Genomic DNA, 24,014 nt, shown 5'->3' with positions numbered 1-24,014 from the left:
TCGATATTTCGAATGACGCTCGTAACTTCGAACGGGAACGTAAGGTCGGAGCGCCTGGACGTCAATGGTTCGGACACGACTTCGATCCGGGTTGTCGAAACGTGATCAACGCGCCCCGCACGCCTGGCCGGTGGAGGGCGTGACGCGGACACGCCCGGCCACGTAGGCTCGAACAGCCCTGAAAGCGGCGGCGGAAGGAGGCGGATGGACATCACGACGCTGCTGCGGCGCTCACGGAACCGCTCGTCCATGCGCGCCCTCGCCGCCTCCCTCACCACCGCCGCACGCCGGGCCGGCGAGCGCCCTGGCGATGTGCGGGACCTGTGCCGGGCGTTGTGCTCGGCGATGGCGCAGCGGCGCGGCGGACGGCCCGTCGAACTGCGCTTCGAGAAGTTCCCGGACGGCATCGGGGTCACCGGACTGTGGGTGGAGTTCCAGGACTTCGACCTGGTCATCGTCGAGGAACGCGCCGAGGAGGTGCAGCAACTGGTCGTCCTCGGGCACGAGTTGTGGCATCTGCACGCCGGGCACCGGCACCAGGTCGCCACCCCCGCCGCGGCCCGCGCGCTGGCCGGGCGGCCCGGCTGGCAGGACCTCGCGCTCGGCGCCGCCGCCCGCGGCGGCTCCCGCTCGCGCGACGAGGCGGACGCCGACGACTTCGGGCACCGGCTCGCCGCGCTGTGCCGGGACCTCGTCACCGGCACCGCCGACGGGCGCCCGGCCGGCCCGCTGCAGCGCTCCCTCGGCTACCACGGGCGCGGACGGACCCCACGGTGACGGAACGGCTGGCGCTCACCCCGTCGGCGTTCGTGACCGACTTCTACACCTCGTTCTGGTGGATCCCGACGCTGGTGCTCGCCTCCGCGCTGGCCGTCAAACTGCCCACGATCGTGCGGCTGTGGAAGGACCCGCTGCTGCGCGCGGTCGGCGGACTGCTCCTGCTGGCCTGCTCGGTGTTCGTGTTCGTCGCGCCGCCCACCATCGCCTGGACCAACCGGGTCACCGGCGTGCCCAACATCGCCGCGCCGCTGGTGTACTCGCTGCTCACCGCCTTCTGCGGGTCCTGCCTGCTGCTGATCATCGCCTGGCGCAACGGCCCCTCCGAGCACTCGCCGACCACCCGCCGCGCCCGGCGCCTGGTCGTCACCTCCTACGGCGCGGTGATCGTCGCCCTGTGGGCGCTGTTCGCCCTGGCCGACGTGCCCGTGGAGCGGCTGCGGGATCTCGACACCTACTACGCCACCACCCCGTTCATGCGCGAGGAGATCCTGCTCTACCTCCTCGCGCACAGCGTGGCCGTCCTGATCACCTCGCGGCTGATCTGGAACTGGGTGCGCACCGACGGCCTCGACGGCTGGCTGCGCTGGGGACTGGTCTTCCTCGGCGGCGGCTACGCCATGAACCTCGTCTTCGACGCCGCGAAGCTCACCGCCCTGGCCGCCCGGTGGACCGGGCACGACCTGGACTGGCTCTCCACCAACGCGGCGCCGCCGGTCGCCGGGCTGTCCGCCGTGCTCATCGCCGTCGGCTTCATCCTGCCGCACATCGGGCAGTACCTGCAGGACCGCTGGCGGATGCGGCTCGCCCACCGCGAACTCGCCCCGCTGTACCAGCTGCTGCGCTCCGTGCACGGCCGCGGTGTGCCCCGCGTACTGCGCGCCGCGCCCGAACTGCGGCTGATCCGGCGCGAGACGTACATCCGCGACGTCCTGCTCCCGCTGGCCCGCCACCTCGACGAGGATCTGCGGCGCCGCGCCGAGGACGCCGCCCTCGCCCTCGGGCACCCGCCGGAACGGGCGCGGGCGCTCGCCGCCGCGGTGGCCCTCGTGGACGCCGTCGAGGCACGGCGCTGCACCGGCGGGGACGAGAAGACGGCCGACGGCGTGGACACCGCCCGGCTGCTGCGGGAGATCGGCGCCGTCTCGCGTGCGCTGCGCCGCCGGGACACGGTCGAGGAAGTGCGCGCCCGCGCCGCCGTCTTCGGATCCGCGCAGGGCACGAGGTAGCTCAGGGGGCGCCGGGGTTGGCATAGTGCACGACGGGGGCTGGCAAAGTGCACGATGACCGCACGAGCACACCGGGACGGTGCCGAGAACAGTGCGTAGGTGGCGTACGAGCAAGGAGATGCGTCGGCTCGCCGACGCCCTCATCGACCCCATGCAGGTGCCCCTGCCCACGGACCCCGAGACGCTGTTCGCCGCACTCGTCGACTCCGTGAGCGCCTGGCGGGGCCGGGAGGTCACCGTCCACCGCGAGGTCTTCCCGCCGCACACGGCGAGCGGGCTGTGGCTGGAGCGCGAGGGCCAGGACATCGTGGTCGTCGACCGGCGGGCCGCGGTGTGGCACCAGATCGTGATCCTCTGCCACGAGGTCTGGCACATGAACCGGCGGGACGAGGAGCCCGTGGACCTCGGTGAGCTGCCGCGGCCGGTCGCCGCGCGCACCGACTTCAGCCTCGCCGAGGAGCAGGAGGCGGACCGTTTCGGCATGCTGATGGGCCGCCGGCTGCGGGCCTGGCTCGAGGCGTCCCCGGACTCGGTGCCCGCCGCCGGCAGCGTCGGCACCGGCGGCCCCCAGGATCTCGCCGGCCGCATCGGCGCCGCGCTGGGCTACCGCGGGACACGCGGATGAACGGCCTGACCAACTACCTCAGCTGCGGCGTGCTGTGGCTCGGACTCGCCCTGAAGGCGCCCGACCTGGTGCGGCACCGGCACGACCCCTATCTGCGGGCCATCTGCGCGGTGCTGGGCCTGGCCGGGCTGTGCTTCTTCCTCGGCGCGCCCCCCACCATCGGCGCGGTCAACCGCCTCAGCGGCGTCGCCAACCTCGCCGCGCCGCTGACGTACGCGGCGATCACCGCGTACGGCGCCGCCTCCCAGGTGCTGATCGTGCGCTGGCGGGGCGGTCCCGGCGTACGGCGTACCGCGCGCCGCTGGATCGTTGCGTACGCGGGGGTGGCCCTCGGCATCGGTACGGCGTTCGCGCTGGGTGACGCGCCCGTGGAGCGCCGTACCGATCTGGACACCTACTACGCGACGACGCCGTTCATCGCCGAGATGATCGTGCTGTATCTGGTGGCGCACCTCGTCGCCGCCACCGTCACCCTGGTCTCCGCGCTCTCCTGGGCCCGCCGGGTGACCGGCTGGCTGCGCGCGGGGCTGCTCGTGCTGGGCGTGGGCACGCTGTCCGGCGCCGGTTACAGCGCCGCCAAGCTCGTCGCGGTGGGCGCCCGCTGGACGGGGCACGACTGGTCGCCGCTGGACACCGGCGTCTCACCGGCCGCGGCGGGACTCGGCGCTCTGCTCACCTCCGTCGGCATCCTCATACCGCTGGCCGGACCCCGGCTCACGGAGTGGCACCGTGCCCGGCGTGCGTACGTGCGGCTCGCACCGCTGGAACGGGCGCTGGACGACGTCCTCACCCGCCGCGCCCTGCGCCTGCCCCGGCCGCGCTGGGCCACCCCGCCCACCCGCCTGATATGGCGCCAGACCAGCATCCACAACGCCCTCGGCCACCTCGACAGCGCCTACGACCCGCTCCTGTACGCCCGCACCCACGAGGCCGCGCTCGAGGCCACCGGCGACCCCGCCGACGCGGCCGCGACGGCCTGGGCGACGGTGATCGCGGCGGCGGCGGAACGGGACCGGGAGGACGGGGCCGGCCCGCCGTCGCCCCGGAACCCCCACCTGCGGCCGCCCGACGGCGCACCGGTCCGGCTCAGGACACCGGCCACCCCTGCGGAGGTGAATCCCGTACGGCTCACGACAGCGGCCGACCCGGCTCCCGTACAGCTCACGACAGCGGCCGACCCGGCGTCGCCCCCCGTACGCCTCGCGGCGCCGACCGACCCGGCAACCCCGGCTCCCGTACGGCTCACGACAGCGGCCGACCCGGCTCCCGTACGGCTCGCGGCAGCGGCCGAGCCCGCTCCCCCACGGCTCGTCGCGGTGGTCGGCGAGCCGGTGGCCCTTCCACCGGGGGGTCCCGTCGATCTGCCCCGGATCGCGGACGCGCTCGCCGGGGTGCGCGGGCCGGCGCGGGGCGTGGACGGAGCGCGTCCGCGATGAGCCTCGTCGTGTATCTGGCGGCCTGCGTGTTCGCTCTGTCCTCCGTGCTGCTCTTCCGCCGGCCCGGCACCGCCCTGCGCGACCCGCTGACGGTGTCCACGTGCGCGGCGATCGTCCTCGGCTCGCTCGTGTTCGTGTGCGCCGCCCCCCTCACGCTCGCCGCGGTCAACGACCTGACCGGCATCCCCAACTTCGGCGCCCCGCTGACGTACGGCATGCTCTCCGCGTACAGCTGCTCCCTGCTGATCCTGCTGATCAACTGGCGCGGCGGTTCCCGGGAGCGCGTGCGGCGGCTGGTGCTGCGCTGCGTCGCCGCCTACGGCGCGGTGATCGTCGCCATCGTCGCGCTGTTCGCCCTCGCCGACGCCCGTACCGAACGGCTCACCGACCTCGACACCTACTACGCGACCACGCCCGGCCTGCGCGAGATGATCCTGCTGTACCTGCTGGGCCACAGCGCGGCCATGCTCGCGATGTGCGCGGTGTGCCTGAAGTGGGGCCGCGAGGTCACCGGCCTGCTGCGCGCCGGGCTGCGCCTGATCCTGACCGGCGCCCTGCTGGACCTGCTGGGCTTCCAGGCCGCCAAGTACACCGCCGTGGCGGCCCGTTGGTCCGGTCACGACCTGGACTTCCTGTCCACGACCGTCGCGCCGCCCATGGCCTCCCTCGGGGCGCTGATCTGCTCCGCAGGGTTCGTGCTGCCGAGGCTGCTGCCGGCGGTCGTGGCGCAGTGGCGCGGGTACGGCGAGAACCGCACGCTGCGCCCCTTGTGGTCCGCGGTGCGCTTCGCCTCCACCGCGCCGAAGCCGGAGGCCAGTTGGTGGTGGCTGCCGCAGGAACGGCTGCGCTGGCGCGAGGTGTCCATCCATGACGCGCTGCTCGCGCTGGCCCCGTACTTCGACGAGCGGGTCCGCGTCCGCGCCCTGGACGAGGCGCTGCGGGCCGGCCGCTCCGCGCACCGGGCCCGGATCGAGGCGGAGGCCGCCATGCTGGCCGCCGCCACCCGGCGGGCCGCCGCGCAGGAGCCGCCGCTGGACGCGCCGAGCCCCTACCGGCTGCACGCCACGGAGGTCCCCGGCACCAGCGGTCTGGTGGAACTGGCCCGTGCGCTGTCCCGTCCCCCTCTCGACGCGGACGGGCGCGCGGGTACGGTAAGGGCCGCCTCCCCCCGCTGAACTCCCGTTCGCCGACCCAAGGAGCCCCATGCCGCACAGAGCTGTCGTCATCGGAGCCGGCCTCGCCGGGATGCTGGCCGCGGCGGCGCTGTCGGCCACCGTGGACGAGGTGGTCGTGGTGGAGCGGGACGACCTGCCCGACGGTCCCGACCACCGCAAGGGGCTCCCGCAGGGCCGGCACGCCCATCTGCTGATGCCGGGCGGGCTGGACGCGATGGAGGAGCTGCTGCCGCGGGTGAGTGTGCGGCAGGCGCTGCTGACGGCCGGTGCGCACGAGGTTCCGCTCGGTTCCGGCATGCTGGCGCTCACCCCCGAGGGCTGGCTGCGGCGCTGGCGCGACGGCGGCCCCCGCATGATCACGTGCAGCCGGGCGCTGCTGGACTGGGTGGTGCGGGACCTGGTGCTGGAGCACCCCGGGATCCGGATCGAGCGGGGACGGGCGCTGGAACTCACCGGCTCCCGCAGCCGGGTGCGCGGTGTGCTGGTGGAAACGGCCTCCGGTCGGGAGGAGTTCACCGCGGACCTGGTGGTCGAGGCGGCCGGGCGCGGCTCGCGGGTCGTCGACTGGCTGGAGCGGCTCGGGGTGTCGGGGATACGGGAGAAGACCGTGGACGCCGGACTCGTCAACGCCACGCGCGTGTACCGCACGCCCCAGGGCGCCGAGGACTTCCCGCTGGCCGTCCTGCAGGCCGACCCGTACGTGTCCCGGCCGGGCCGCAGCGGCATGGTGCTGCCCATCGAGGGCGGCCGCTGGATGGTCAGCCTCGCCGGCACCCGCGGCGGTGAGCCGCCGGCGGACCCGGAGGGCTTCTTGCGGTACACGCTCGACCTGCCGCACCCGATCGTCGGCCGGCTCATCTCCGGCGCCGAGCCGCTGGGCGACGTGCACGTCAGCCGCAGCACCAAGAACTCCCGCCGCTATCTGGAGCGGGTGCGGGAGTGGCCGGAGGGACTCGTGGTGCTCGGGGACGCGGTGGCGACGTTCAACCCGGCCTACGGGCAGGGCATGTCGGTGGCCGCGCTGGGCGCCGCGGGACTGCGCCGGGAGCTGGAGCGCGGCGGGCCCACCGCGACCGGCCTGGCGCGCCGGGTGCAGCGCGGGGCGGCCCGGGCGGTGGAGGCGGCCTGGGCGTCGGCGGTCGGCCAGGACATCTGGTTCCCGGACGTACGCGGCGGCCGGCCCGGCGTCGCCGACCGCCTCGTCACCCGCTACTCCCGCCGCCTGACGGGCGCGGCGACCTCTTCCCACGACGCGGCGCGGGTGCTGTGGGACGTGACGAGTCTGCGCACGGGCCCGACCCGCCTCCTGCGCCCCGACGCGATCCTGGCCGCCGTGACGGGCCCCCTCCTCCCGGCCCTGTCGGGACCACCCCTGACCCCGGCGGAGCGCAAGATCCTGGCGGAACTGGACCGCACGGGGCGGGAGGAACCGGGGCGCGGGTGAGACCCCGGCGGGAGATGCGGGGGCGGCGGGCAGGAGCCCCAGCCGGACGAGCCGGGGCGGCAGGCGGAAGCCCCGGCGGGAGAGGCCGACGTGGCAGGGGGAGGCGCCCGGCGGGAGAAGCCGGGGCGGCGTGCGGGAGCCCCGGGCCGGAGAGGCGGACACGGCAGGCGGAGGCCCCCCGCCCGGAGAAGCCGACACGGCAGGCGGAAGGTCCGGCGGGAGGAGCCGGGGCGACAGGCGGAGGCCCCCGGCGAGAGAAGCCGAGGCGGCATGCGGAAGCCCCCGGCCAGAGAAGCGGACACGGCAGGCGGAGGCCCCCGGCGAGAGAAGCCGGGGCAGCATGCGGAAGCCCCCGCCCGGAGAAGCCGACACGGCAGGCGGAAGGTCCGGCGGGCCGGCCCTCCCCCTGGCGGGGTCAGCCCCCCCGGTGGGGTCAGCCCGCGAACGCCGGCTGTGGCAGGCCCTTGCCCGCGTCCGGGACCACCAGCAGGGAACCGGCCGCCGGATGCGGCGCGGCCAGACCCACGCGGGCCGTCGTGACGTACAGGTCCGTCAGGTCCGGCCCGCCGAAGGCGCAGGCCGTCACCCTCGGCGTGGGCAGCGCGATTGTCCGGTCCAGGCGGCCGTCGGGCGTGTAGCGGCGCACCGCCGCGCCGTCCCACAGCGCCACCCACACACAGCCGTCGGCGTCGACCGTGAGGCCGTCGGGGAAGCCGGCGCCCTCCTCGATCTCGGCGAACGGGCGCCGGTCCGCCACGCGTCCCCCGGTGCAGGAGAAGACGTCGACGCGGCGGGTGGGTGAGTCGATGTAGTACATCAGGCGGCCGTCCGGGCTCCAGCCGGTGCCGTTGCTCACCGCCACGTCGTCGAGGACCACCTCGGCCGCGCCGTCGCCGGTGAACCGGGACAGGGTGCCGCCGCCCGGCGCCTCGTCGTAGCGCATGGTGCCCGCCCACAGCGCGCCGTCGGGGGCCACGGCGGCGTCGTTGGCGCGGCGCCCCGGCACCGGCTCGTGGTGCAGCCAGCGGAAGGCACCGTCGGGGTCGAGCAGGCCGACGCCGTCGCGCAGGTTCAGCACCAGGCCGCCGCCGGCGCGGGGCTTGGCCGCGCCGACGTGCTGCTCGGTGGTGCGCACCGTGCGGCGGCCGGTGACCGGGTCGTACGTGTGGACACGGCAGCCGAGGATGTCCAGCCAGATCAGCCGGCCGGCGGCCGCGTCCCAGGTCGGCCCCTCGCCGAGGGTCGCCTCGGCCCTCACCGCGACCTCGTACGCCGGCCCGCTCACACCGCGCTCCGGTGGCCGAGGTTCTCCGACAGCTCGGCGGCGCCCTTGACGGCGAGCTGCTCCAGCTCGGCCCGGCGCTCCTCGCTCCAGCGGATCATCGGCACGGAGATGGACAGCGCGGCCACGACCTGCCCGGTGCGGTCGCGCACGGGTGCGGCCACGCAGGACACGTCCGGGTTGGACTCGCGGGACTCCACCGCGATGCCGCGCGCGCGGATCTCGGCCAGGGCCTCACGCAGGGCGGCCGGATCGGTGATGCTGTTCGGGGTCATCGCGACCAGCTCGGCGTCGTCCGGGACGCGGGCGGCGAGCTCCTGCTCCGGGAGGGAGGCCAGCAGCATCTTGCCCACCGAGGTGCAGTGCGCGGGCAGCCGGCGGCCGGCCGCGGACACCATCCGCACCGCGTGGGTGGAGTCCACCTTGGCGATGTAGATGACGTCGGTGCCCTCCAGGATCGCCACGTGCACGGTCTCGTCGCAGGTCTCGGCGACGGCGCGGGCCACCTGCTGCCCCTCGGCGGCGAGGTCCAGCTGCTCGGCGTAGCGGCTGCCGAGCTGGTACGGGCGCACGCCGAGCCGGTAGCGTCCGGGCTGACCGGGGACGGTGACCAGGTACTGGCGGGCGGCGAGCGTGGTGACCAGCTCGTGCACGGTGGTGCGCGGCAGTTGCAGCTTGCGCACGATGTCGGGGGCGGAGAGCGTGCCGTCCCCGTCGAGGAAGAGCTCCAGAATGTCCAGAGCCCGGGTCACGGCAGGTACGAGGCGTCCCACGGCCGGCCCCCTCCCTTTGTAGGTCAAAAGCCTGCGTTCGATATTTCAACAGGCTGTCGGCATGACGAACACAGGCTAGTCATATCCCGATCGCCCGGGCAATGGTGCGGACGTGCGCGGACGAACCGGGGAACGATGGAGGACGTGCCGCCCTCCTCTCCGCGCCCCGCCGCCCCGTTCACCCGCCGTGACTTCCAGCTGGTCCTGCTGCGCCGCATGGCCGACCACAACCCGGAGCTGGTGGACGACGCCCGCCGCACCCTCGGCGTCTCCCTGGCCGAGATGCGCGAGGCGAACAGACGATGGCAGGCGATGGTCCGCTCGCCCCGCGCCCGCGCGGCTGCCTCCCGGTACCGCTCGGTCCTCGGCCCCCCGGACTCGGAGGGCAAGCGCACGATCGGCGACCTGGAGTGCGCCGCCTGGCAGTGGCCGCTCCCCCTCTGGCCCGACCTGCGCTTCGAGGTGCTCGTCGGCCCGCGCGGCGCGGTCTGGAACGAGTGGCTCGTGCGCGCCCCGGACTCCCCCGGCCCCGACCTGCGCACCCTGGAGGACCTCACCCCCTGGTCCTGCACGGTCGACGAGGCGGCCCGCGCCTTCGCACCGGCCCGCCCCCTGGAGGGCACGGCCCCCACCCGCTGGGGCCTGGCCTTCACCGCCCCGGACGCGAGCGGAGCACCCCACGAGGTGGTCGCGGAGTTCACCTGGGGCCTGCTCCAACGCACGGCGGTCACGTCGCAGCCGAGGTGACTTCGACCTCCCTGGGGTAGGAAGGACGCCGAGCCCCGAGCAGACGCCGAGCCCCCGCGAAAAGGAGCCCCCGTGCCCTCCCTCTTCCCCGCCCTCACGAACGCCCCCGACGAGCGGGAAGCCCTCCGCTTCGCCGAGCGTCGGCTGACCTACGCGCAGCTCGCCGCCGCGGCCGGCGCCGTCGGGGACCGGGTGCGGGGCCGGGGCCGGGTCGCCGTCTGGGCAACCCCCGCCCTGGAGACCGCCGTCGGCGTCATCGGCACACTCCTCGCCGGAGGCGCCGCCGTCCCGCTGAACCCGAAGTCCGGCGAGAAGGAGCTGCGGCACATCCTCACCGACAGCGCACCCGCCCTCGTGCTCGCCGCCCCCGGCGACGACCTCCCCGCGGCCCTGGCCGGATACGAGCGCGTCGACGTCGACGTACGCGCCGCGGGCCCCGTCCCCGACGACCGGGCGGCCGACGAGAGGGACCCCGCACTCGTCGTCTACACCTCCGGCACCACCGGCCCGCCCAAGGGCGCCGTCATCCCGCGCCGGGCGATCGCCGCGACCCTGGACGCGCTCGCCGACGCCTGGCAGTGGACCGGAGCGGACGTGCTGGTGCACGGACTGCCGCTGTTCCATGTGCACGGACTGGTGCTGGGCGTCCTCGGCCCGCTGCGCCGCGGCGGCTCGGTGCGCCACCTCGGCAGGTTCAGTACCGAGGGCGTGGCCAGGGAGCTGGGCTCGGGCGCCACCATGCTCTTCGGCGTGCCGACCATGTACCACCGCATCGCCGAGGCCCTGCCCGGCGACCCGGAGCTGGCGAAGGCGCTGGCCGGGGCCCGGCTGCTGGTGTCGGGGTCGGCCGCGCTGCCGGTGCACGACCACGAGCGGATCGCGGCGGCGACCGGGCGGCGGGTCCTCGAGCGGTACGGCATGACCGAGACGCTGATGAACACCAGCGTCCGCGCCGACGGGGAGCCCCGGGCCGGGACGGTCGGCGTGCCGCTGCCGGGCGTGGAGCTGCGGCTCGTGCAGGAGGACGGCTCCCCGGTGGCGGCGTACGACGGGGAGACCATCGGCGAGATCCAGGTGCGCGGCCCGAACCTGTTCACCGCGTACCTGAACCGGCCCGACGCCACCGCCGCCGCGTTCACCGACGACGGCTGGTTCCGCACCGGGGACATGGCGGTGCGCGAGGCGGACGGCTATGTGCGGATCGTCGGGCGCAAGGCCACCGACCTCATCAAGAGCGGCGGGTACAAGATCGGCGCCGGGGAGATCGAGAACGCGCTCCTGGAGCATCCGGGTGTGCGGGAGGCGGCCGTCACCGGGGAGCCGGATCCGGACCTGGGCGAGCGGGTGGTGGCGTGGATCGTCCCGGCGGACCCCGCGGCGCCGCCGTCCGCCGAGGAGCTGGCCGGCCATGTCGCAAACCGGCTCGCCCCGCACAAGCGGCCCCGCGCGGTCCGCTATGTCGACGCCCTCCCCCGCAACGACATGGGCAAGATCATGAAGCGGGCGCTGTCCCATGGCTGAGCGCGCGTCCGCCCGGGCGGCCCTCGCCCTGGTCACCGACGACTTCGCCGAACTTCCCGCCCCCGAGCGGCGATCGCGGCCCGACGGCCCGCTGGGCTGGCAGGGCTACGACGACGCCCGCGCCCGCGCCGCCGAACGCACCGGCGAGGAGGAGTCCGTCGTCTGCGGCACTGGCACCGTCGAGGGCACCCGGGCGATGCTGATCTCCTTCGAGTTCGGCTTCCTCGGCGGCTCCCTCGGCGAACGCACCGGCGACCGGCTGGAGCAGGCGTACACCCATGCCCGCGCCCACCGACTGCCGGTCGTGCCGCTGGTCGCCACCGGCGGCAGCCGGATGCAGGAGGGCATGCTCGCGCTCACCCAGCTCCAGCGGGTGGCCCGGCAGTCGGCGCTGACCAGGGAGGCGGGGCTGGCGCAGATAGCGGTCCTGCGGGACCCGGCGACGGGCGGCGGCTGGGCGACGCTCGGCGCGGGCGCCGACGTCGTGCTCGCGCTGCCCGGCGCCCAGGTCGGCTTCGCGGGCTCACGGGTACGGCCGCCGGACGCCGACCCGGCCGCGTACACGGCCGAGGCGCAGGTGGCGGCGGGGTCGGCGGACGCGGTGGTGGAGCCGGGTGAGCTGCGGGCGGTGCTGGGGCGGTGGCTGCGGCTGCTGACCCGCCCGTCCGAGGCGCCCGCACCGATGCCGGAGGCGCTCGGGGCGCGGGAGCTTCCGGTCTCGGGCTGGGACGCCGTCCGACGAGCCCGGGACCCCCGGCGCCCGCGCGCACAGCAGTATCTCGACGCCTATTTCACGCAGCGCGCCGCGATCTGCGGCGACCGCTGCGGCGGCCGGGACCCGGACGGCATGCTCTGCGGGTTCGGTGAGCACGAGGGGCGGACGGTCGCCTACGCCGCCCAGACCGGCACGGCGACCCGGCCGGCCGGCTATCGCACCGCGGCCCGGCTGATCAGGCTCGCGGACCGGCTCCACATTCCCGTGCTGACGCTGGTGGACACCCCGGGTGCGGCCAACGACGCCGAGGCCGAGCGGCAGGGCGCGGGCCCGGCCATCGCGGAGGTGTTCGCGGCGGTCGCGTCGGCACGGACGCCGGTGACGACGCTGGTGATCGGTGAGGGCGGCTCGGGCGGCGCGCTGGCGCTCGCGGCACCCGGCAACACATGGGCCACTCCGGACAGTTACTTCTCCGTCATCGCGCCGGAGCTCGCGGCGGCCATCCTCAAGCGCCCGCCGGAGGAGGTCGAGGCGACGGCGGGTCAACTCCGCATCCGCCCACAGGACTTGGCGGAGCTGGGCGTGATCCGAACAGGCGATCAGTTGTTCCCTTGAACAGGTGATCGTCACTCGTGAGGGCGACTGCGGCGGGTGAGACCAGCGATACTCACGGTGTGCAAGCGACGGGCTGCAGACCGTAGTCGACGCACAGGTCCCACATCACAGCACCACCGCAAGGAGAAGCACGATCATGAACCTGCTCACCGACGTCCTCGCCGGCCTCGTCCACTTCATCGGCTGGCTGGTCTAGGGCGAAGGCCCAGGCAGCGACAGCGGCGCCGTCTCCCCGTCCCAGGGAGGCGGCGCCGCCGTCCGTGTATCCGAAAGCGGACTACTTCACACCCACCGCCCGCAGGATCTCCTGGCGCACCGAGCCGCCGTGGTCGTCACGGGCGAACGCGCGCAACGAGACCGACGCGGCGCCGCGCGGCACGGTGAGCGTGCCGCGCCAGGACGCGCCGGAGCCGTCGAGGCGCACCGGACGCCAGGTCTTCCCGTCGTCGTAGGACACCTCGAGCCGGCCGCCGCCGAGCGTGCCGGTGCCGGGCGCGCCCTCGACGTGGGAGGCGCTGAGGCCCACGGGCACGCGGCTGCCGCCCCGGACGTCGCCGGCGAGGTCGGTGCCCACGTCGTAGGCGAGGTTGATCAGGGGCAGGAAGGTCTGCCGGTCCTCGGGGGTCGCGGCCGAACGGAACGTCCACTCGGAGCGGCCTCGCGTGGCCCTGCCCCAGCGGGCGGCGTCGAGGGCCGTCTCGGTGACGACGGTGTACCGGTGCTCGTCGGCGGGGGCGTCCCACACGTACGCGGCGGAGCTGCGGCCGGTGTCGACGAGCGTCCCGTCGAGGTAGACGGACGTGGCCTGGCTCATGCCGCTGTCCTCGCTCCACACGTCCCCGAAGCCGGTGTGATCGGGCCCGGAGTCGCCCCAGCCGGGCGTGTTGAACTGCAACTGGTTGCCGGTGCGCTGCTGTCCCCAGCCGAGTCCGGTGCCGAGCCAGGGGTGCCACACCGGCCGGAACCAGTTCAGCCCGGGCCGGGTGCCGCCCCGGTAGGCGACGAGCCCGCTGCGCTCCTCCAGCGCCCCGTCGGCGGCGGTCACGGACTCGTGCCACAGCTGGCCGGGACCGGTGGAGACGTAGTCGGTGCGCTCGGCCGGGAAGTCGGCGCGCTCCTGGAAGCCGATGCCGATGGGGAAGGTGCCGGTGATCGAGTACCGGAACTCACCGCCGGAGACCGGCTTCACCGCGTGGAACTTCACGCCGACCGAGGCGAGTTGCCGGGTGCCGGGCGCGTAGGTGAGGTCCCGGTCCGGGATCGCGCCCGGGTGCCCCTCGGACAGGTCGTACAGGTACGGCGTGTCGCGCGTGACGGTGAGGTCCACGCGTCCCGCCTGACGCAGCCGCCGGGCGTCGGCCGTGTTCAGCGTGGCGATCGGGAACGGCCGGTCGCTGCCGTCGTCCGCGCCCCACCAGGCGTTCAGGCGACCGGGCGCGTCGTCCGTGACGAACAGGGCCTGCACGCCCGCGTCCTGCGCGGCCTGCGCGAGGGCCGCCGGGTCGGTGCCGTCGGTGAGACGTACGAGGACCGCCTTGCCCGCGACGCCGGTCACAGGACCGGTGCCGACGTCGGCCAGCGGCAGCCGCAGCCGCCCGTCGGTGAGGGCCCCTCCGGGCTGCGCGACGGCCTCGCCGACCCCGCGCACCTCCATGAGCGGCTTGCCGAGCCGCCACACGGTCCGGTACTCGAAGGTGCCCTGCGTGACCTTCCGGGTCGGCGCCGCGAACACGCTGTCGTACTTCACGGGCACCTGGACCGCGCCGAACAGATCGGAGCCGCCCGCGTCGCGGTCGTACTCCATGAGCAGCTGGCGGGTCTCGGTGCGCCGCCCGGCCTCGGCCCGCACCTCCCGCAGCGTGCGCCCGTCCAGGGTGATCTCGCGGTCGCGGTCCAGGGTGACCTCGGGGGCGGCGAGGAAACCGAGGCCGAGGGAGTCGGCGCCGTGGCTGCCGCGCACGTCGAGGAAGGAGGTCAGGCTGTACGTCCCCGGCTTCAGGCGCAGCGTCAGCGTGCCGGAGTCGCCGACCTGCGCGGGGAACGCGTCCACGCCGGCCGCGAGCTGTTGCACGGCGAGGTTCGCGGCCGCGGGTGTGCCGTCGCGGTCCTTGACGTGCACCGTGAGCGTGTACCTCTCCTCCTCCTTGACCAGCCCGAACACCGTGTGCGCGACAGGCGTGCCGGCCACGTCGGTGGCGACGATCCGACCGCTGGTGGTGCCGATGGGTGCCTTGGCGCCGTCGCCGGTGACGGTGGTGGAGGCGGTGCCGTGCGCGGGGACGGTCAGGGCGGTGTCGGCGAGGGTGGCGACACCGTCCGGCGCACCCGTCACGGAGAGCTTCAACGCGACCGGGACATCACCTGAGTTGCTGTAGGTGAGCGTGCGGGTCACCGGCTGGTTCGCGTCGTACGGCCAGCTGTGGAAGCCGAGGTCGGCGCTGCCGGTCGCGGTGACGGTCGCGTCGATCGCGTCAGGCACGCTGACCCGCCCGCTGCCCAGCTCGTAGGCGGAGGCGTCCAGTTGCTCCGAGGTGGACATCAGCGCGTCCTTGAGCCGCGCACCGGTCCAGTCCGGGTGGAGCTGCGCGAGCAGCGCGGCTACACCGGCGACGTGCGGGGTCGCCATCGACGTCCCGCTCATCGAGGTGTACGGCCCGCTGCCCTCGGTGAGTCGGGAGCGGGCGGCAAGGATGTCGACGCCCGGCGCGGAGACGTCGGGCTTGAGGGCGTTGTCCCCGTGGCGGGGTCCGGCGCTGGTGAAGTACGCGGCCCGGTCGGCGGAGTCGACGGCACCGACGGTGAGCGCGGCGTCGGCGGCGCCGGGCGAGCCGATGGAGGAGGGCGCGCCGGTGTTGCCCGCGGCGATCACGAACAGGGCACCGGTCTCCCGGGTGAGGGTGTTCACGGCCTGCGCCATGGGATCGGTGCCGTCGCTCGGCTCGGTGGAGCCCAGACTCATCGAGACGATCCTGGCGTGGACGTCCTTCGCGGCCCACTCCATGCCGGCGATGATCTGCGACTCGCTGCCCGAGCCCTGGTCGCTGAGCACCTTGCCGACCGCGAGCGTGGCGTCGGGTGCGACGCCTTTCTCGCGGCCGTCGGAGGCGGCGCCGCTGCCGCCGACGGTGGAGGTGACGTGGGTGCCGTGACCGTTGCGGTCGGCGATCTCCTGGCCCTCGATGAAGCTCTTCGTCGCGGTGACCCGGCCCGCGAGGTCGGGGTGGGTGACGTCGACGCCGGTGTCGAGGACGGCGACGGTGACGCCCTTGCCGGTCAGCCCGGCCTCCCACGCCTTCGGTGTGCCGATCTGGGCGTTGCTTTCGGCCATGTCGGCCGTGACCCGCGCGTCGAGCCACACCTTCTCCACGCCGCCCTGCCGGGTGACCGCCTGCCAGAACGCGCGGCCCTTGGGCGCCCGCACGGCGTCCCCGCGCACGCTGGGCAGCGCCCGCACCCGCTCGGCCCCCCGCGGCAGGGCCGCGCGCACGCCCTTGCCGTGGGTGACGATCAGCGGCAGCGCGCCGGCCTCGTCGTCGGTGAGTCCCTGCCGGATCAGGGCGCTGACGTCGAACAGCCGCCGGTCGAGGGTGCCCGCCCGCAGATACGGCAGCGCCTCGTCCGGTACGACGCTGATCTCGCCGTTCGCGCTCTGCGTGCGCACGGCACCGCTCGCGCCCCGGGGCCGCTGGACGGTGACGGTCCGCTTGCCGCCGCCGAGGTCGGTGACGGTCACCCGGTCCCCGGTGACGAGGGTGACGGTACGGGCGGCGTCCGCGGTCCGTGCGGCGCTCGCGGTGGGTGCGGTGGTGGCCGTACCGCCGCCGGCCGCTGCGCCCGCACCCGCCGGCAGCAGGGCGATCACGAGCCCGGCCGACAGGAGACTCGCCCCGCGTCTGACTGGTCCTCTGCTCATCCACGCCTCATTTCGTCGTGTGTCCGACGAGTGTCACGGGGCTTGTGTGGCCGGGGAGTTGACGGGAGACGGCGGAAAGGCGCCCTGGCGGGTTTCCGCCAGGCGTCCGGTGACCGGCGGCAGAACCCGGTTCACCGCACCGGCACCGTCCGCAACAATGTCTACCGGCAAGGTCACCACGGTACGGGGGAGTTGGCGCGCGATGGAGCAACTGGTGGAGTTCACGACCGTGGAGGGCGCCCAGGTCGTGGTGGAGGGCGTCGACGACGAGGCCGGCGCCCGGCTCGTCTCCCGTGGCGGGGCGGCCCAGGCCACGCGTTCCTTCGAGGACTCCCTCGCGGGCGTGCGCACGGCGGCCGAGTCCGCGCTGCGGGTGCTGCGCGGCGGCGCGCTCAGACCGGACGCGGTGGAGCTGGAGTTCGGCGTGAAGATGAGCGCCGAGGCGGGAGCCGTCATCGCCAAGGGCGCGGCCGAGGCCCACCTGGTGGTCAAGCTCAGCTGGTCGCCGGGCGGGGACCGGCCGGACGCGCGGCAGGCCGGCGATCAGCAGCCCCACCCTCAGCGGACCCCGGCTCAGCAGCCCGACCCCCAGCAGCCTGATCCGCAGCAGACCTCGTCATGAGCGGCACCGCCTGGCACGCCCGCATCGTCTGCGGCAACGAGGTCGGCGCCGGTTTCCTCGTCTCCGCGCGCCACGTCCTCACCTGCGCGCACGTGGTGCGGCAGGCCGGCACGGACCCGGTCGGCGTGACCTTCCCCAACTCCCGTCACCTCGCCGGGTTACCGGCCGCCGTGGCCGTGCACGGCGGCTGGCAGGGCGGCGCGGCGGACCCCGGGGACGTCGCGGTGCTGGAGCTGTCCGAGGACGTGCCCCTCACCCCGGCCCGGTTCGCGCCGCCCGGCGCCGAGCGCGGCGGCCGGCAACTCGTCGCCTACGGCTTCCCGCGCGGCTACGACGAGGGCATGCTCGCCTCCTACCGGGCGCTGCCCGGCCCGCGGATCTCCGACGAGTGGGTGCAGCTGGAGGCACTGACCGGGCACGGGCAGCCGCTGGCGGCCGGATTCAGCGGGGCCGCGGTGACACTGGAGGACGGTTTCGTCGTCGGCATGGTCACGGCGGTCGCGGGCGGCCGGGACGTACGGGTGGGCCGGATGCTGCCCACCGAGGTCATCGCCCGCTACTGGCCGGCCCTCGGCGAGCTGGTGCCGACCGGTCACCGGCCCGAGACCCTGCGCCGGCTGTACGCGCTGGTGCGGCGGGCCGAGGCGCAGGGCCGGGCGGCCGACGCCAACCGGCTGTACGGGGACGCGGTGGGTGCCTTCGGACCGCCGCTGCCCCCGGGTGGCTTCGCCTCGCTGTCCGCGGCGGCGGCGTACGTGCAGTGGGAGGTGCCCGAGCCGGAGGCCGCGACCCGGCTGGCCGACCGGCTGGAGGAACTCCTCGACGGGGCCCTTCCGGTGCAGCCGGCCGCCGCCTGGTCGCCGGTCGTGGTGGAGATCGACCACAGCGGCGAAGGGCCCGACCAGGTCACCGTCGAGGTGTCCGCGTACCGCGACGGGCGGCGGCGGCCCGTCGGCACCCGCCGGCTGCCGAGGAACGCGGTGCGCGCCTACGTCCAGCAGCGCCTGGACGAGGCCGCCGACCAGCTGGCGCCGGACGCCGAGGAGCTGGTGACGTTCGTCCTGCCGCGCGAGTGGCTGAACGAGCCGGTCGCGCAGTGGGAGTGCAGCGCGGACGACAGTACGCCACTGGGCTGCGCCTATCCGCTGGTGGTGACCGACCGGGCGCGGCACCGCAGCGGCCGGCTGCGCCACCAGCTGCGCAAGAAGTGGCAGAAGCTGGACGCCTCGCCGGGCGTGGACGTGCACCGCGTGGAGTGCGGCACCAGGGAGCGCCCCGGCGGGCTGCGCAAACGGCTGTGGGACGGGGACGCGCATCTGGCGGGCTTCGCCGTGCCGCCCAGCGCAGCCGCCGAGCACTTCGCGGTCTCGCTCACCGTCCCGGTTCCGGTCCTGCTGTGGCGGCGCACCGGCTGCCCCGGCACCGGGCACGACGGCCCGTGCGCGGGCACCTCGTTCCTCGACGAGCTGACGGCGTCCCTCACCGGCGTACCCCCCGCCGAACTGCCCCGTCACGTACAGAAGTTGCGGCTGACCGCGGACGCCGAGGACCCGGACGGGCACTGGGCGCGCGAGCTGCAGCTGCTGTGGGACGACCCCCGCTGCTTCCCGGAGCCCGCCGCGAGCCTGCACACCCCGGTCGCCCGATAACCCCCTGGAGCAAGGAACCCATGCCTCTGTGGCCCGTCTACACCGGCACCGGCACCCCGCACGACGGCGTCGACCGGCTGCCGCCGCCCCCGCCCTGGCGGGCCTTCGACGGCGGCCCGGTGCTCGAGGTACCGGACGAGCGTGCCGACGCCGCCGCCGTCTCCCCCGACCGCGCCCACCGCGCCGCCACCTACCAGGCCACCGAGGAGACCGTCCAGCTGGTCAACGCGGCCCTGTATCTGCGCCGCCCGCTGCTGGTCACCGGCCCGCCCGGCACCGGCAAGTCGTCGCTGGCGTACGCGGTGGCGCGGGAGCTGCGGCTGGGCCCGGTACTGCGCTGGAACATCACCAGCCGCTCCACCCTGCACGACGGCCTGTACCAGTACGACCCGCTGTCGCGGCTGTACGCGGCCCGGCAGGGGCCGCAGGCGGCGGACGCCGGCATCGAGCACCATCTGCGCCTCGGCCCGCTCGGCACCGCCCTGCTGCCGTACGCCCGCCCCCGCGCCCTGCTCATCGACGAGATCGACAAGAGCGACCTGGACCTGCCCAACGACCTGCTGAACGTGCTGGAGGAGGGCCAGTACGAGATCCCCGAGCTGGTGCGCTCCGCCCGGCACGCGCCCGAGGGCCGCGCCCAGGTGATGATCGACGGCACCGACGAGCGGGTGCCGGTGGAGCGGGGCCGGGTGCGCTGCCGGGCCTTCCCGTTCGTGGTGCTGACCAGCAACGGCGAGCGCGAGTTCCCGCCCGCGTTCCTGCGCCGCTGTGTGACCCTGCGGCTGCGGCAGCCCGGCGACGGGCATCTCGCCGAGATCGTGCGGGCACACCTGGGCGAGCCGGACGAGCGGGCGCGGCGGCTGATCGACCGGTTCCTGTCCCGGGCGGGCGCCGGTGACCTGGCCACCGACCAGCTGCTGAACGCGATCTACCTGGCCCGCTCCGCCGACCTCGACGCCACCTCCCTGGACGAGCTGGCGGAGCGGCTGATGCCGTACCTGGGCCAGGGCGCGCAGGCCGATGTCTTCTGAGCCCTCCCCCGCCCCGCCGGCCCTGCCGGCGGCCCTGGGACGCCTGGCCGACGTGCTGGCCGAGGCGGCGGGCGGGCCCCGGCCGACCCCGCTGGAGCTGGCGGAAGTGCTGTGGCTGGCCCGGCAGATGGAGCAGGGAGACGAGGAGCAGCCGGTAGTGCAGGAGCCGCGGACCCCGGCCGTACCGCGGTGCCCGGAACCGGACGACCGGCCGCGCCCGGCGCCCGTGCCCCCGCCGGCGCCCGCCCCCGCCCCGCCGCGCGCCCCGCTGCACCTGCCCGCCCCGCAGCCGGCCCCGGGCACCCCGACCGCACCGCACGCCTCGCTGCTGGCGCCCGCGCCGCCGATGCTGCCGCACCCGCTGGCCCTGCAGCGCGCCCTGCGCCCGCTGGGCCGCCGCGTCGACGCCCCCACGGGCCGGGAACTGGACGAGCGGGCGACCGCCGAGCGCATCGCCCGCCTGGGCGCGGGCCCGCAGTGGTGGCTGCCGGTGCTGCGTCCGGCCCGCGAGCGCTGGCTGCGCCTGCACGTGGTGTACGACGCCGGGCCCACGATGCCGGTGTGGCGGCCGCTGGTGCGCGAACTGCACACCACGCTGGCCCGGTCGGGCCTCTTCCGCACGGTCACCGGCTACCGCGCCGACCCCGACGGCACGGTCCACGGTCCGGCCGCGCCCGCCGACGGCCGCACGGTGCTGCTGCTGGTCAGCGACTGCATGGGCCCGCAGTGGCGGGAGGGCTCCGCGGGCAGCCGCTGGTACACCACCCTGCGCCGCTGGGCCCGCCGGATGCCGGTGGCGGTCGTGCAGCCGCTGCCGGAGCACCTGTGGCGCGACACTGCCCTGCCCGCGGTCCCGGGCCGGCTGTCGGCCCCGCACCCGGCGGCCCCGGCGGCCGCCCTGACCTTCACGCCGTACGAGCCGCCCGACCCGTACGAGGCGGACGCACGAATCGTCCTGCCGGTGCTGGAGCCGGGGCCGCGCTGGCTGGCGAACTGGGCCACGCTGCTCGCCACTCCCGGCCGCACCGAGGTCCCCGCCGCCGGCGCCGCCCTGCGCGGCCCGCTGCCCACCGACGCCGGTGACCGCACGGACGTGTCCCGGCTGTCCGCGGAGGACCTGGTGCTGCGCTTTCGCGCGACGGCGTCCCCGGAGGCGTTCCGGCTGGCCGGGCATCTCGCCGTGGGCCGCCCGCACCTGCCCGTGATGCGACTCGTCCAGGCCGCGGTGGAGCCCGATCCGCAGCCGCGGCACCTGGCCGAGGTGATCCTCAGCGGCATGCTGACGACGGTGCTGGGCCCACCGGGCTCCTACGCCTTCCGGCCCGGCGTACGGGAGTTGCTGCTGCGCAGCCTGCCCCGCTCGGCGCGCGAGAGCACGACGGAGCTGCTGGAGCGGATCGGCGGCCTGATCGACACGGCGGCGGGCCGGGCGCGGGGCGAGTTCCGGGCGGCGACCCCGGCGGAGTCGGGCCGCCCGCAGGGCGTGGACGGGGAGGCGTTCGCCCACGTCCGGCAGGACAGCGTGCGCCGGCTGACACAGAGCCGGGACGCCGAGGAGCTGTTCGCCGGACGGTACCGGCTGATCCGGCGGCTCGGCGTGGCGGGCGCGAGCTGGCTGGCACAGGACACCGAGGACGCGGGCGCGAAGGTCGTGGTGCGCCGGCACAGCCCGCTGATGTGGGCCGACGGCGGCTTCGAGGACATGGCCCGGCGCCTCGCGGCGGTCCGCCACCCCCGGATCGCGACCGTCCGCGACCACGGGACGGCCGGCGGATTCACGTACCTGGTCCAGGAGTACGTCGAGGGACAGCCGCTGACGGACATGCTCGCCGGGTCCCCGCAGGCCCTCGGTGCGGCCGCCGCCGTCGCGTTGCTCCCGCCCCTGGTCGACGCCCTGGACGCCCTCCACGCGCACGGCCGCCCGCACGGCCGGTTCCGTCCCTCGCAGGTCCTGCTCACCGCGAGCGGACCGGTGCTGATCTGTCTCGACGGGTTGTCCGCGGACACCGGGGGCCGGGCGGAGGACCTGCGGACGCTGGGGCATCTCCTGCCCTCGCTCTGCCCGGTGGAGGAGCTGCCTCCGGAGCCCGCCCGTGAACTGGCCACCGCGCGCTCCGAACTCACGTCCGACCTCCCCGAGCACCAGGAGAGCGGCGCCGACCGGCTGCGCCGTCTGACCTGGCCGTCGGACCGGCTGCGCTACTGGCTGCTGGGCCCGCCCAAGGTCACCCGGGGGGACAAAGTGCTGCAGATCCCCGCGGGGTCGCCCCGGACGCTGCTCGGTGTGCTGCTGCTGCGGGGCGGCACCGCCACCCTCGAAGAGCTGGCCTCGGAGATGTCACGGCAGCCGATGGGCCACGACGCCGTCACCCGGCGCCTGCGCGATCTGAGCTCGGCCCTGACGCCCCACGCGGACATCGTCGTCGACGACGACACCGTGTCGCTGCGCCCGACCCCCTCCACCGGCGACGTCGACACACTGCTCGCCGCCCGCCTCGCCGGCCGTGCCCGGTCCGCCGACGACCCCGCGCTCCGCGGCGAACTGGCCCGCGAGGCGCTGAAGCTGTGGCGCGGCACTCCGCTGGAAGGTGTGCCCGGACCCGCCGCCAGGGCTGCCCGCGCGGAGCTGGACTTCATGCGCCGCGACCTGGAATCCCTGGCCGCCGCGGCGTCCCCGTGGCCCACCGTCTCCATCCGGACGGCAAGCCTCCGCCGCAGCCCGGAGGACCGCATCTCCCTCGAAGCGGCCGTGCACGAGGTCTTCTCCCGCTCCCTGTCCCCGCACCAGTACGAGGTGCTGGTCCGGGAGGACGGCTACCTCGTCCACACCGACCCCGGAGCCCCTCTCCTCCCCCTCCTGGTCGCCGTGGTGCGGATGTTCCCCGGCCTCCTGCCCGCCCAGCCCCGGCTGCGCGTGACGTTCCCGCGGGCCCCGCTGCCGGACCGGCTGCCCGTGGGCCGCCATGTCGTCGTACCGCCCTCGCTCTACGCCGAGTTCGCCGCCAGCTCCGCCGCCGCGCGGCCCCCACGGTTCCGGCCGCTGTGGGGTGCCTCGCCCCAGGATCCGCCCCTCGCCTGGTACTGCCCCCTGTCACCGTCGGCCGACGAGGAGGAACGGGAGCTGGTCCGCGGGCCCCTCATCGCCCGGGATCCGCGCGCCCTCGGCATACCGGCCCCCGGCCGCACGGCCCTCGTGCACCTCGACGCCGACGGCCCCCTCACCCTCCTCGACCCGGCGCGCCCGCACCACGCTGCCGACGCCCGCGTCACCACGTACTACGAGGTCGACCTGACGCCCCGGCAGGCCCGGCACGAGATGGCCCTGCCCAGCTCCGGCAAGGGGGAGTTCACGGCCGTCGCCGAGCTGTCCTGGCGGGTCGAGGACCCGGTCGCGTTCGTGCACGCGCACCCGGCGGACGTCGCCGCGCTGCTGTCGGCGCACGTGCGGGAGCAGGCGGCTCGGATCACCGGCCGGCACCCGGTGCGCCGGGCGGCCGGTGCCGAGCGCGCGGTGAACAACGGGCTGGGCCGCTGGCCGGTGCCGGGACTCGCGGTGACGTGCCGGGTGCGGCTGGCCCCGCAGGGGACGCTGCCGCCGGAGCCGCGCACCCCGGTGGCGGCGGACGTACCGCTGAGCGAGGTGCTGGCGCACGCGCGGACCGTGCTCGTCGGTTTCGAGGGGCCGATCGCCCGCCTCTTCTCCGCGGCGGCGGCCCGCGCGGCCGCGCTCGACCTGCTCGCGCTGGTCGGCGAGCACCGCGACCCAGAGGACGCGCTGACGGGCCGTCCGCTGGCCGTGGAAGCGGTGCGGGAAGCCTCGGTGCACCCGCTGGACGTGCTGCGCACCTTCGCCCGCGACCGGCTCGGACCGCTGCTGCGCTCGCGCCTGGAGGAGCTGGAGCTGCGGGCGGTGCCGGACGCTCCGACGACCCACCACTGTTCCGCGCTGATCCGTGCCCTGCACGGCTCCGGACGCCGGGTCCGCGTGGTCACCGACGTGTCCGAGGAGGCCGTACGCCGGTATCTGGAGCCGTACCGGCTGCCGCTGGACGGCGTCCACGGCCGCGGCGACGACCTCACCCGGCTGATGCCCGACCCGGACTGTCTGCTGCGCGCCCTGGACGGTGGTCCCGCGTCGGCGGCGGTGCTGATCGGGTCCTCGCCGGCGGAGCTGGCGGCGGCGCGACGGCTGGGGCTGCCCTTCGTGGGGCTGGCCCGCACCGGGCCTCTTCAGCGGCAGCTGCGGGAGGCGGGCTGCGAGATCACCGTCCGGTCACTGGATCCGCTGCTGGAGGCGGCGCCCGCCCTGCCGCCCCGCTGACGCTCCGTCTGCTCCCCTGCGGGCGGCGCGCGTCGGAGGGCCGCGAACAAAACACCCGTTCAGCGGCACCCCGCCCGGCCCCCTTCAACAAGCGGCGCCCACTCCGTCCCCTCAGGATGCGAGACAGGCCGCCACTTAC

General features: G+C 75.3%; 16 protein-coding genes. 13 read left to right on the top strand and 3 right to left on the bottom strand.

The window, feature by feature from the left end; translation table 11 throughout:
- Positions 1-204: 204 nt before the first annotated feature.
- The 6 genes from ACZ67Q_RS20145 (at position 205) to ACZ67Q_RS20120 (ending at position 6,686) form a co-directional block, all read left to right on the top strand.
- Positions 205-777 carry a toxin-antitoxin system, toxin component family protein gene (locus ACZ67Q_RS20145; RefSeq protein ID WP_471183782.1) on the top strand — a complete coding sequence of 191 codons (573 nt, stop codon included), beginning with the start codon at positions 205-207 and terminating at the stop codon, positions 775-777.
- On the top strand, positions 774-2,006 hold the full coding sequence (locus tag ACZ67Q_RS20140) for an MAB_1171c family putative transporter (protein WP_471183780.1): 1,233 nt from the start codon (positions 774-776) through the stop codon (positions 2,004-2,006). Before ACZ67Q_RS20145 ends, ACZ67Q_RS20140 begins: the two co-directional genes overlap by 4 nt.
- A 118-nt stretch (positions 2,007-2,124) precedes the next feature.
- Positions 2,125-2,631, top strand: a complete 507-nt coding sequence (locus ACZ67Q_RS20135; RefSeq protein ID WP_471183778.1) for a toxin — start codon at positions 2,125-2,127, stop codon at positions 2,629-2,631.
- The gene (locus tag ACZ67Q_RS20130) at positions 2,628-4,067 is read left to right on the top strand and encodes an MAB_1171c family putative transporter (RefSeq protein ID WP_471183775.1); all 1,440 of its coding nucleotides are present in this window, start codon (positions 2,628-2,630) and stop codon (positions 4,065-4,067) included. Before ACZ67Q_RS20135 ends, ACZ67Q_RS20130 begins: the two co-directional genes overlap by 4 nt.
- Entirely contained in the window at positions 4,064-5,242 is a 1,179-nt protein-coding gene (locus tag ACZ67Q_RS20125) for an MAB_1171c family putative transporter (RefSeq protein WP_471183772.1), read from the top strand. The genes ACZ67Q_RS20130 and ACZ67Q_RS20125 overlap by 4 nt, the downstream gene beginning before the upstream one ends.
- A 28-nt stretch (positions 5,243-5,270) precedes the next feature.
- Positions 5,271-6,686 (top strand): FAD-dependent monooxygenase, encoded by a 1,416-nt coding sequence (locus ACZ67Q_RS20120; protein WP_471183769.1) that lies wholly within the window; start codon positions 5,271-5,273, stop codon positions 6,684-6,686.
- Positions 6,687-7,119: 433 nt separating this feature from the next.
- On the opposite strand, the gene ACZ67Q_RS20115 is transcribed toward ACZ67Q_RS20120, so the two are convergent.
- Both ACZ67Q_RS20115 and ACZ67Q_RS20110 read right to left on the bottom strand, forming a co-directional pair.
- On the bottom strand, positions 7,120-7,971 hold the full coding sequence (locus ACZ67Q_RS20115) for an SMP-30/gluconolactonase/LRE family protein (RefSeq protein WP_471183767.1): 852 nt from the start codon (positions 7,969-7,971) through the stop codon (positions 7,120-7,122).
- Complete coding sequence (locus ACZ67Q_RS20110) at positions 7,968-8,741, bottom strand: IclR family transcriptional regulator (protein WP_471183765.1); 774 nt, start codon at positions 8,739-8,741, stop codon at positions 7,968-7,970. Before ACZ67Q_RS20110 ends, ACZ67Q_RS20115 begins: the two co-directional genes overlap by 4 nt.
- 144 nt (positions 8,742-8,885) lie before the next feature.
- Between ACZ67Q_RS20110 and ACZ67Q_RS20105 the strand changes: the two genes are divergently transcribed.
- The 3 genes from ACZ67Q_RS20105 (at position 8,886) to ACZ67Q_RS20095 (ending at position 12,339) form a co-directional block, all read left to right on the top strand.
- The gene (locus tag ACZ67Q_RS20105; RefSeq protein WP_471183762.1) at positions 8,886-9,488 is read left to right on the top strand and encodes a hypothetical protein; all 603 of its coding nucleotides are present in this window, start codon (positions 8,886-8,888) and stop codon (positions 9,486-9,488) included.
- A 72-nt stretch (positions 9,489-9,560) separates the two neighbouring features.
- Positions 9,561-11,009 carry an acyl-CoA synthetase gene (locus ACZ67Q_RS20100; RefSeq protein WP_471183760.1) on the top strand — a complete coding sequence of 483 codons (1,449 nt, stop codon included), beginning with the start codon at positions 9,561-9,563 and terminating at the stop codon, positions 11,007-11,009.
- Positions 11,002-12,339, top strand: coding sequence for a carboxyl transferase domain-containing protein (locus ACZ67Q_RS20095; protein WP_471183757.1), 1,338 nt, complete (start codon positions 11,002-11,004; stop codon positions 12,337-12,339). Before ACZ67Q_RS20100 ends, ACZ67Q_RS20095 begins: the two co-directional genes overlap by 8 nt.
- A 277-nt stretch (positions 12,340-12,616) precedes the next feature.
- Here the strand turns inward: ACZ67Q_RS20095 and ACZ67Q_RS20090 are convergent, their stop codons facing one another.
- On the bottom strand, positions 12,617-16,252 hold the full coding sequence (locus ACZ67Q_RS20090) for a S8 family serine peptidase (protein ID WP_471183754.1): 3,636 nt from the start codon (positions 16,250-16,252) through the stop codon (positions 12,617-12,619).
- Positions 16,253-16,409: 157 nt separating this feature from the next.
- Here ACZ67Q_RS20090 and ACZ67Q_RS20085 point away from each other — a divergent pair, with 157 nt between their 5' ends.
- The 4 genes from ACZ67Q_RS20085 to ACZ67Q_RS20070 are packed head-to-tail and all read left to right on the top strand — an operon-like array spanning position 16,410 to position 23,875.
- A complete protein-coding gene (locus tag ACZ67Q_RS20085) occupies positions 16,410-16,874 on the top strand; it encodes a CU044_2847 family protein (protein ID WP_471183752.1) in 465 nt (154 codons plus the stop codon).
- Entirely contained in the window at positions 16,871-18,523 is a 1,653-nt protein-coding gene (locus tag ACZ67Q_RS20080; protein ID WP_471183749.1) for a VMAP-C domain-containing protein, read from the top strand. Before ACZ67Q_RS20085 ends, ACZ67Q_RS20080 begins: the two co-directional genes overlap by 4 nt.
- Positions 18,524-18,543: 20 nt before the next feature.
- Positions 18,544-19,554, top strand: coding sequence for an AAA family ATPase (locus ACZ67Q_RS20075; protein WP_471183747.1), 1,011 nt, complete (start codon positions 18,544-18,546; stop codon positions 19,552-19,554).
- Complete coding sequence (locus ACZ67Q_RS20070; protein WP_471183744.1) at positions 19,544-23,875, top strand: SAV_2336 N-terminal domain-related protein; 4,332 nt, start codon at positions 19,544-19,546, stop codon at positions 23,873-23,875. Before ACZ67Q_RS20075 ends, ACZ67Q_RS20070 begins: the two co-directional genes overlap by 11 nt.
- Positions 23,876-24,014: the final 139 nt, after the last annotated feature.

Source organism: Streptomyces sp. NPDC036813 (assembly GCF_055609245.1).
The sequence above is the reverse complement of the archived record's forward strand: the minus strand, read 5'-3'. Positions and strand labels throughout refer to the sequence as shown.

Excerpts from the sequence above, each read along its gene's own strand:
- ACZ67Q_RS20145 (WP_471183782.1), top strand. The coding sequence starts at position 205 with ATGGACATCACGACGCTGCTGCGGCGCTCACGGAACCGCTCGTCCATG.
- ACZ67Q_RS20135 (WP_471183778.1), top strand. The coding sequence starts at position 2,125 with ATGCGTCGGCTCGCCGACGCCCTCATCGACCCCATGCAGGTGCCCCTG.
- ACZ67Q_RS20130 (WP_471183775.1), top strand. The coding sequence starts at position 2,628 with ATGAACGGCCTGACCAACTACCTCAGCTGCGGCGTGCTGTGGCTCGGA.
- ACZ67Q_RS20125 (WP_471183772.1), top strand. The coding sequence starts at position 4,064 with ATGAGCCTCGTCGTGTATCTGGCGGCCTGCGTGTTCGCTCTGTCCTCC.
- ACZ67Q_RS20120 (WP_471183769.1), top strand. The coding sequence starts at position 5,271 with ATGCCGCACAGAGCTGTCGTCATCGGAGCCGGCCTCGCCGGGATGCTG.
- ACZ67Q_RS20095 (WP_471183757.1), top strand. The coding sequence starts at position 11,002 with ATGGCTGAGCGCGCGTCCGCCCGGGCGGCCCTCGCCCTGGTCACCGAC.
- ACZ67Q_RS20090 (WP_471183754.1), bottom strand. The coding sequence starts at position 16,252 with ATGAGCAGAGGACCAGTCAGACGCGGGGCGAGTCTCCTGTCGGCCGGG.
- ACZ67Q_RS20085 (WP_471183752.1), top strand. The coding sequence starts at position 16,410 with ATGTCTACCGGCAAGGTCACCACGGTACGGGGGAGTTGGCGCGCGATG.
- ACZ67Q_RS20080 (WP_471183749.1), top strand. The coding sequence starts at position 16,871 with ATGAGCGGCACCGCCTGGCACGCCCGCATCGTCTGCGGCAACGAGGTC.
- ACZ67Q_RS20075 (WP_471183747.1), top strand. The coding sequence starts at position 18,544 with ATGCCTCTGTGGCCCGTCTACACCGGCACCGGCACCCCGCACGACGGC.
- ACZ67Q_RS20070 (WP_471183744.1), top strand. The coding sequence starts at position 19,544 with ATGTCTTCTGAGCCCTCCCCCGCCCCGCCGGCCCTGCCGGCGGCCCTG.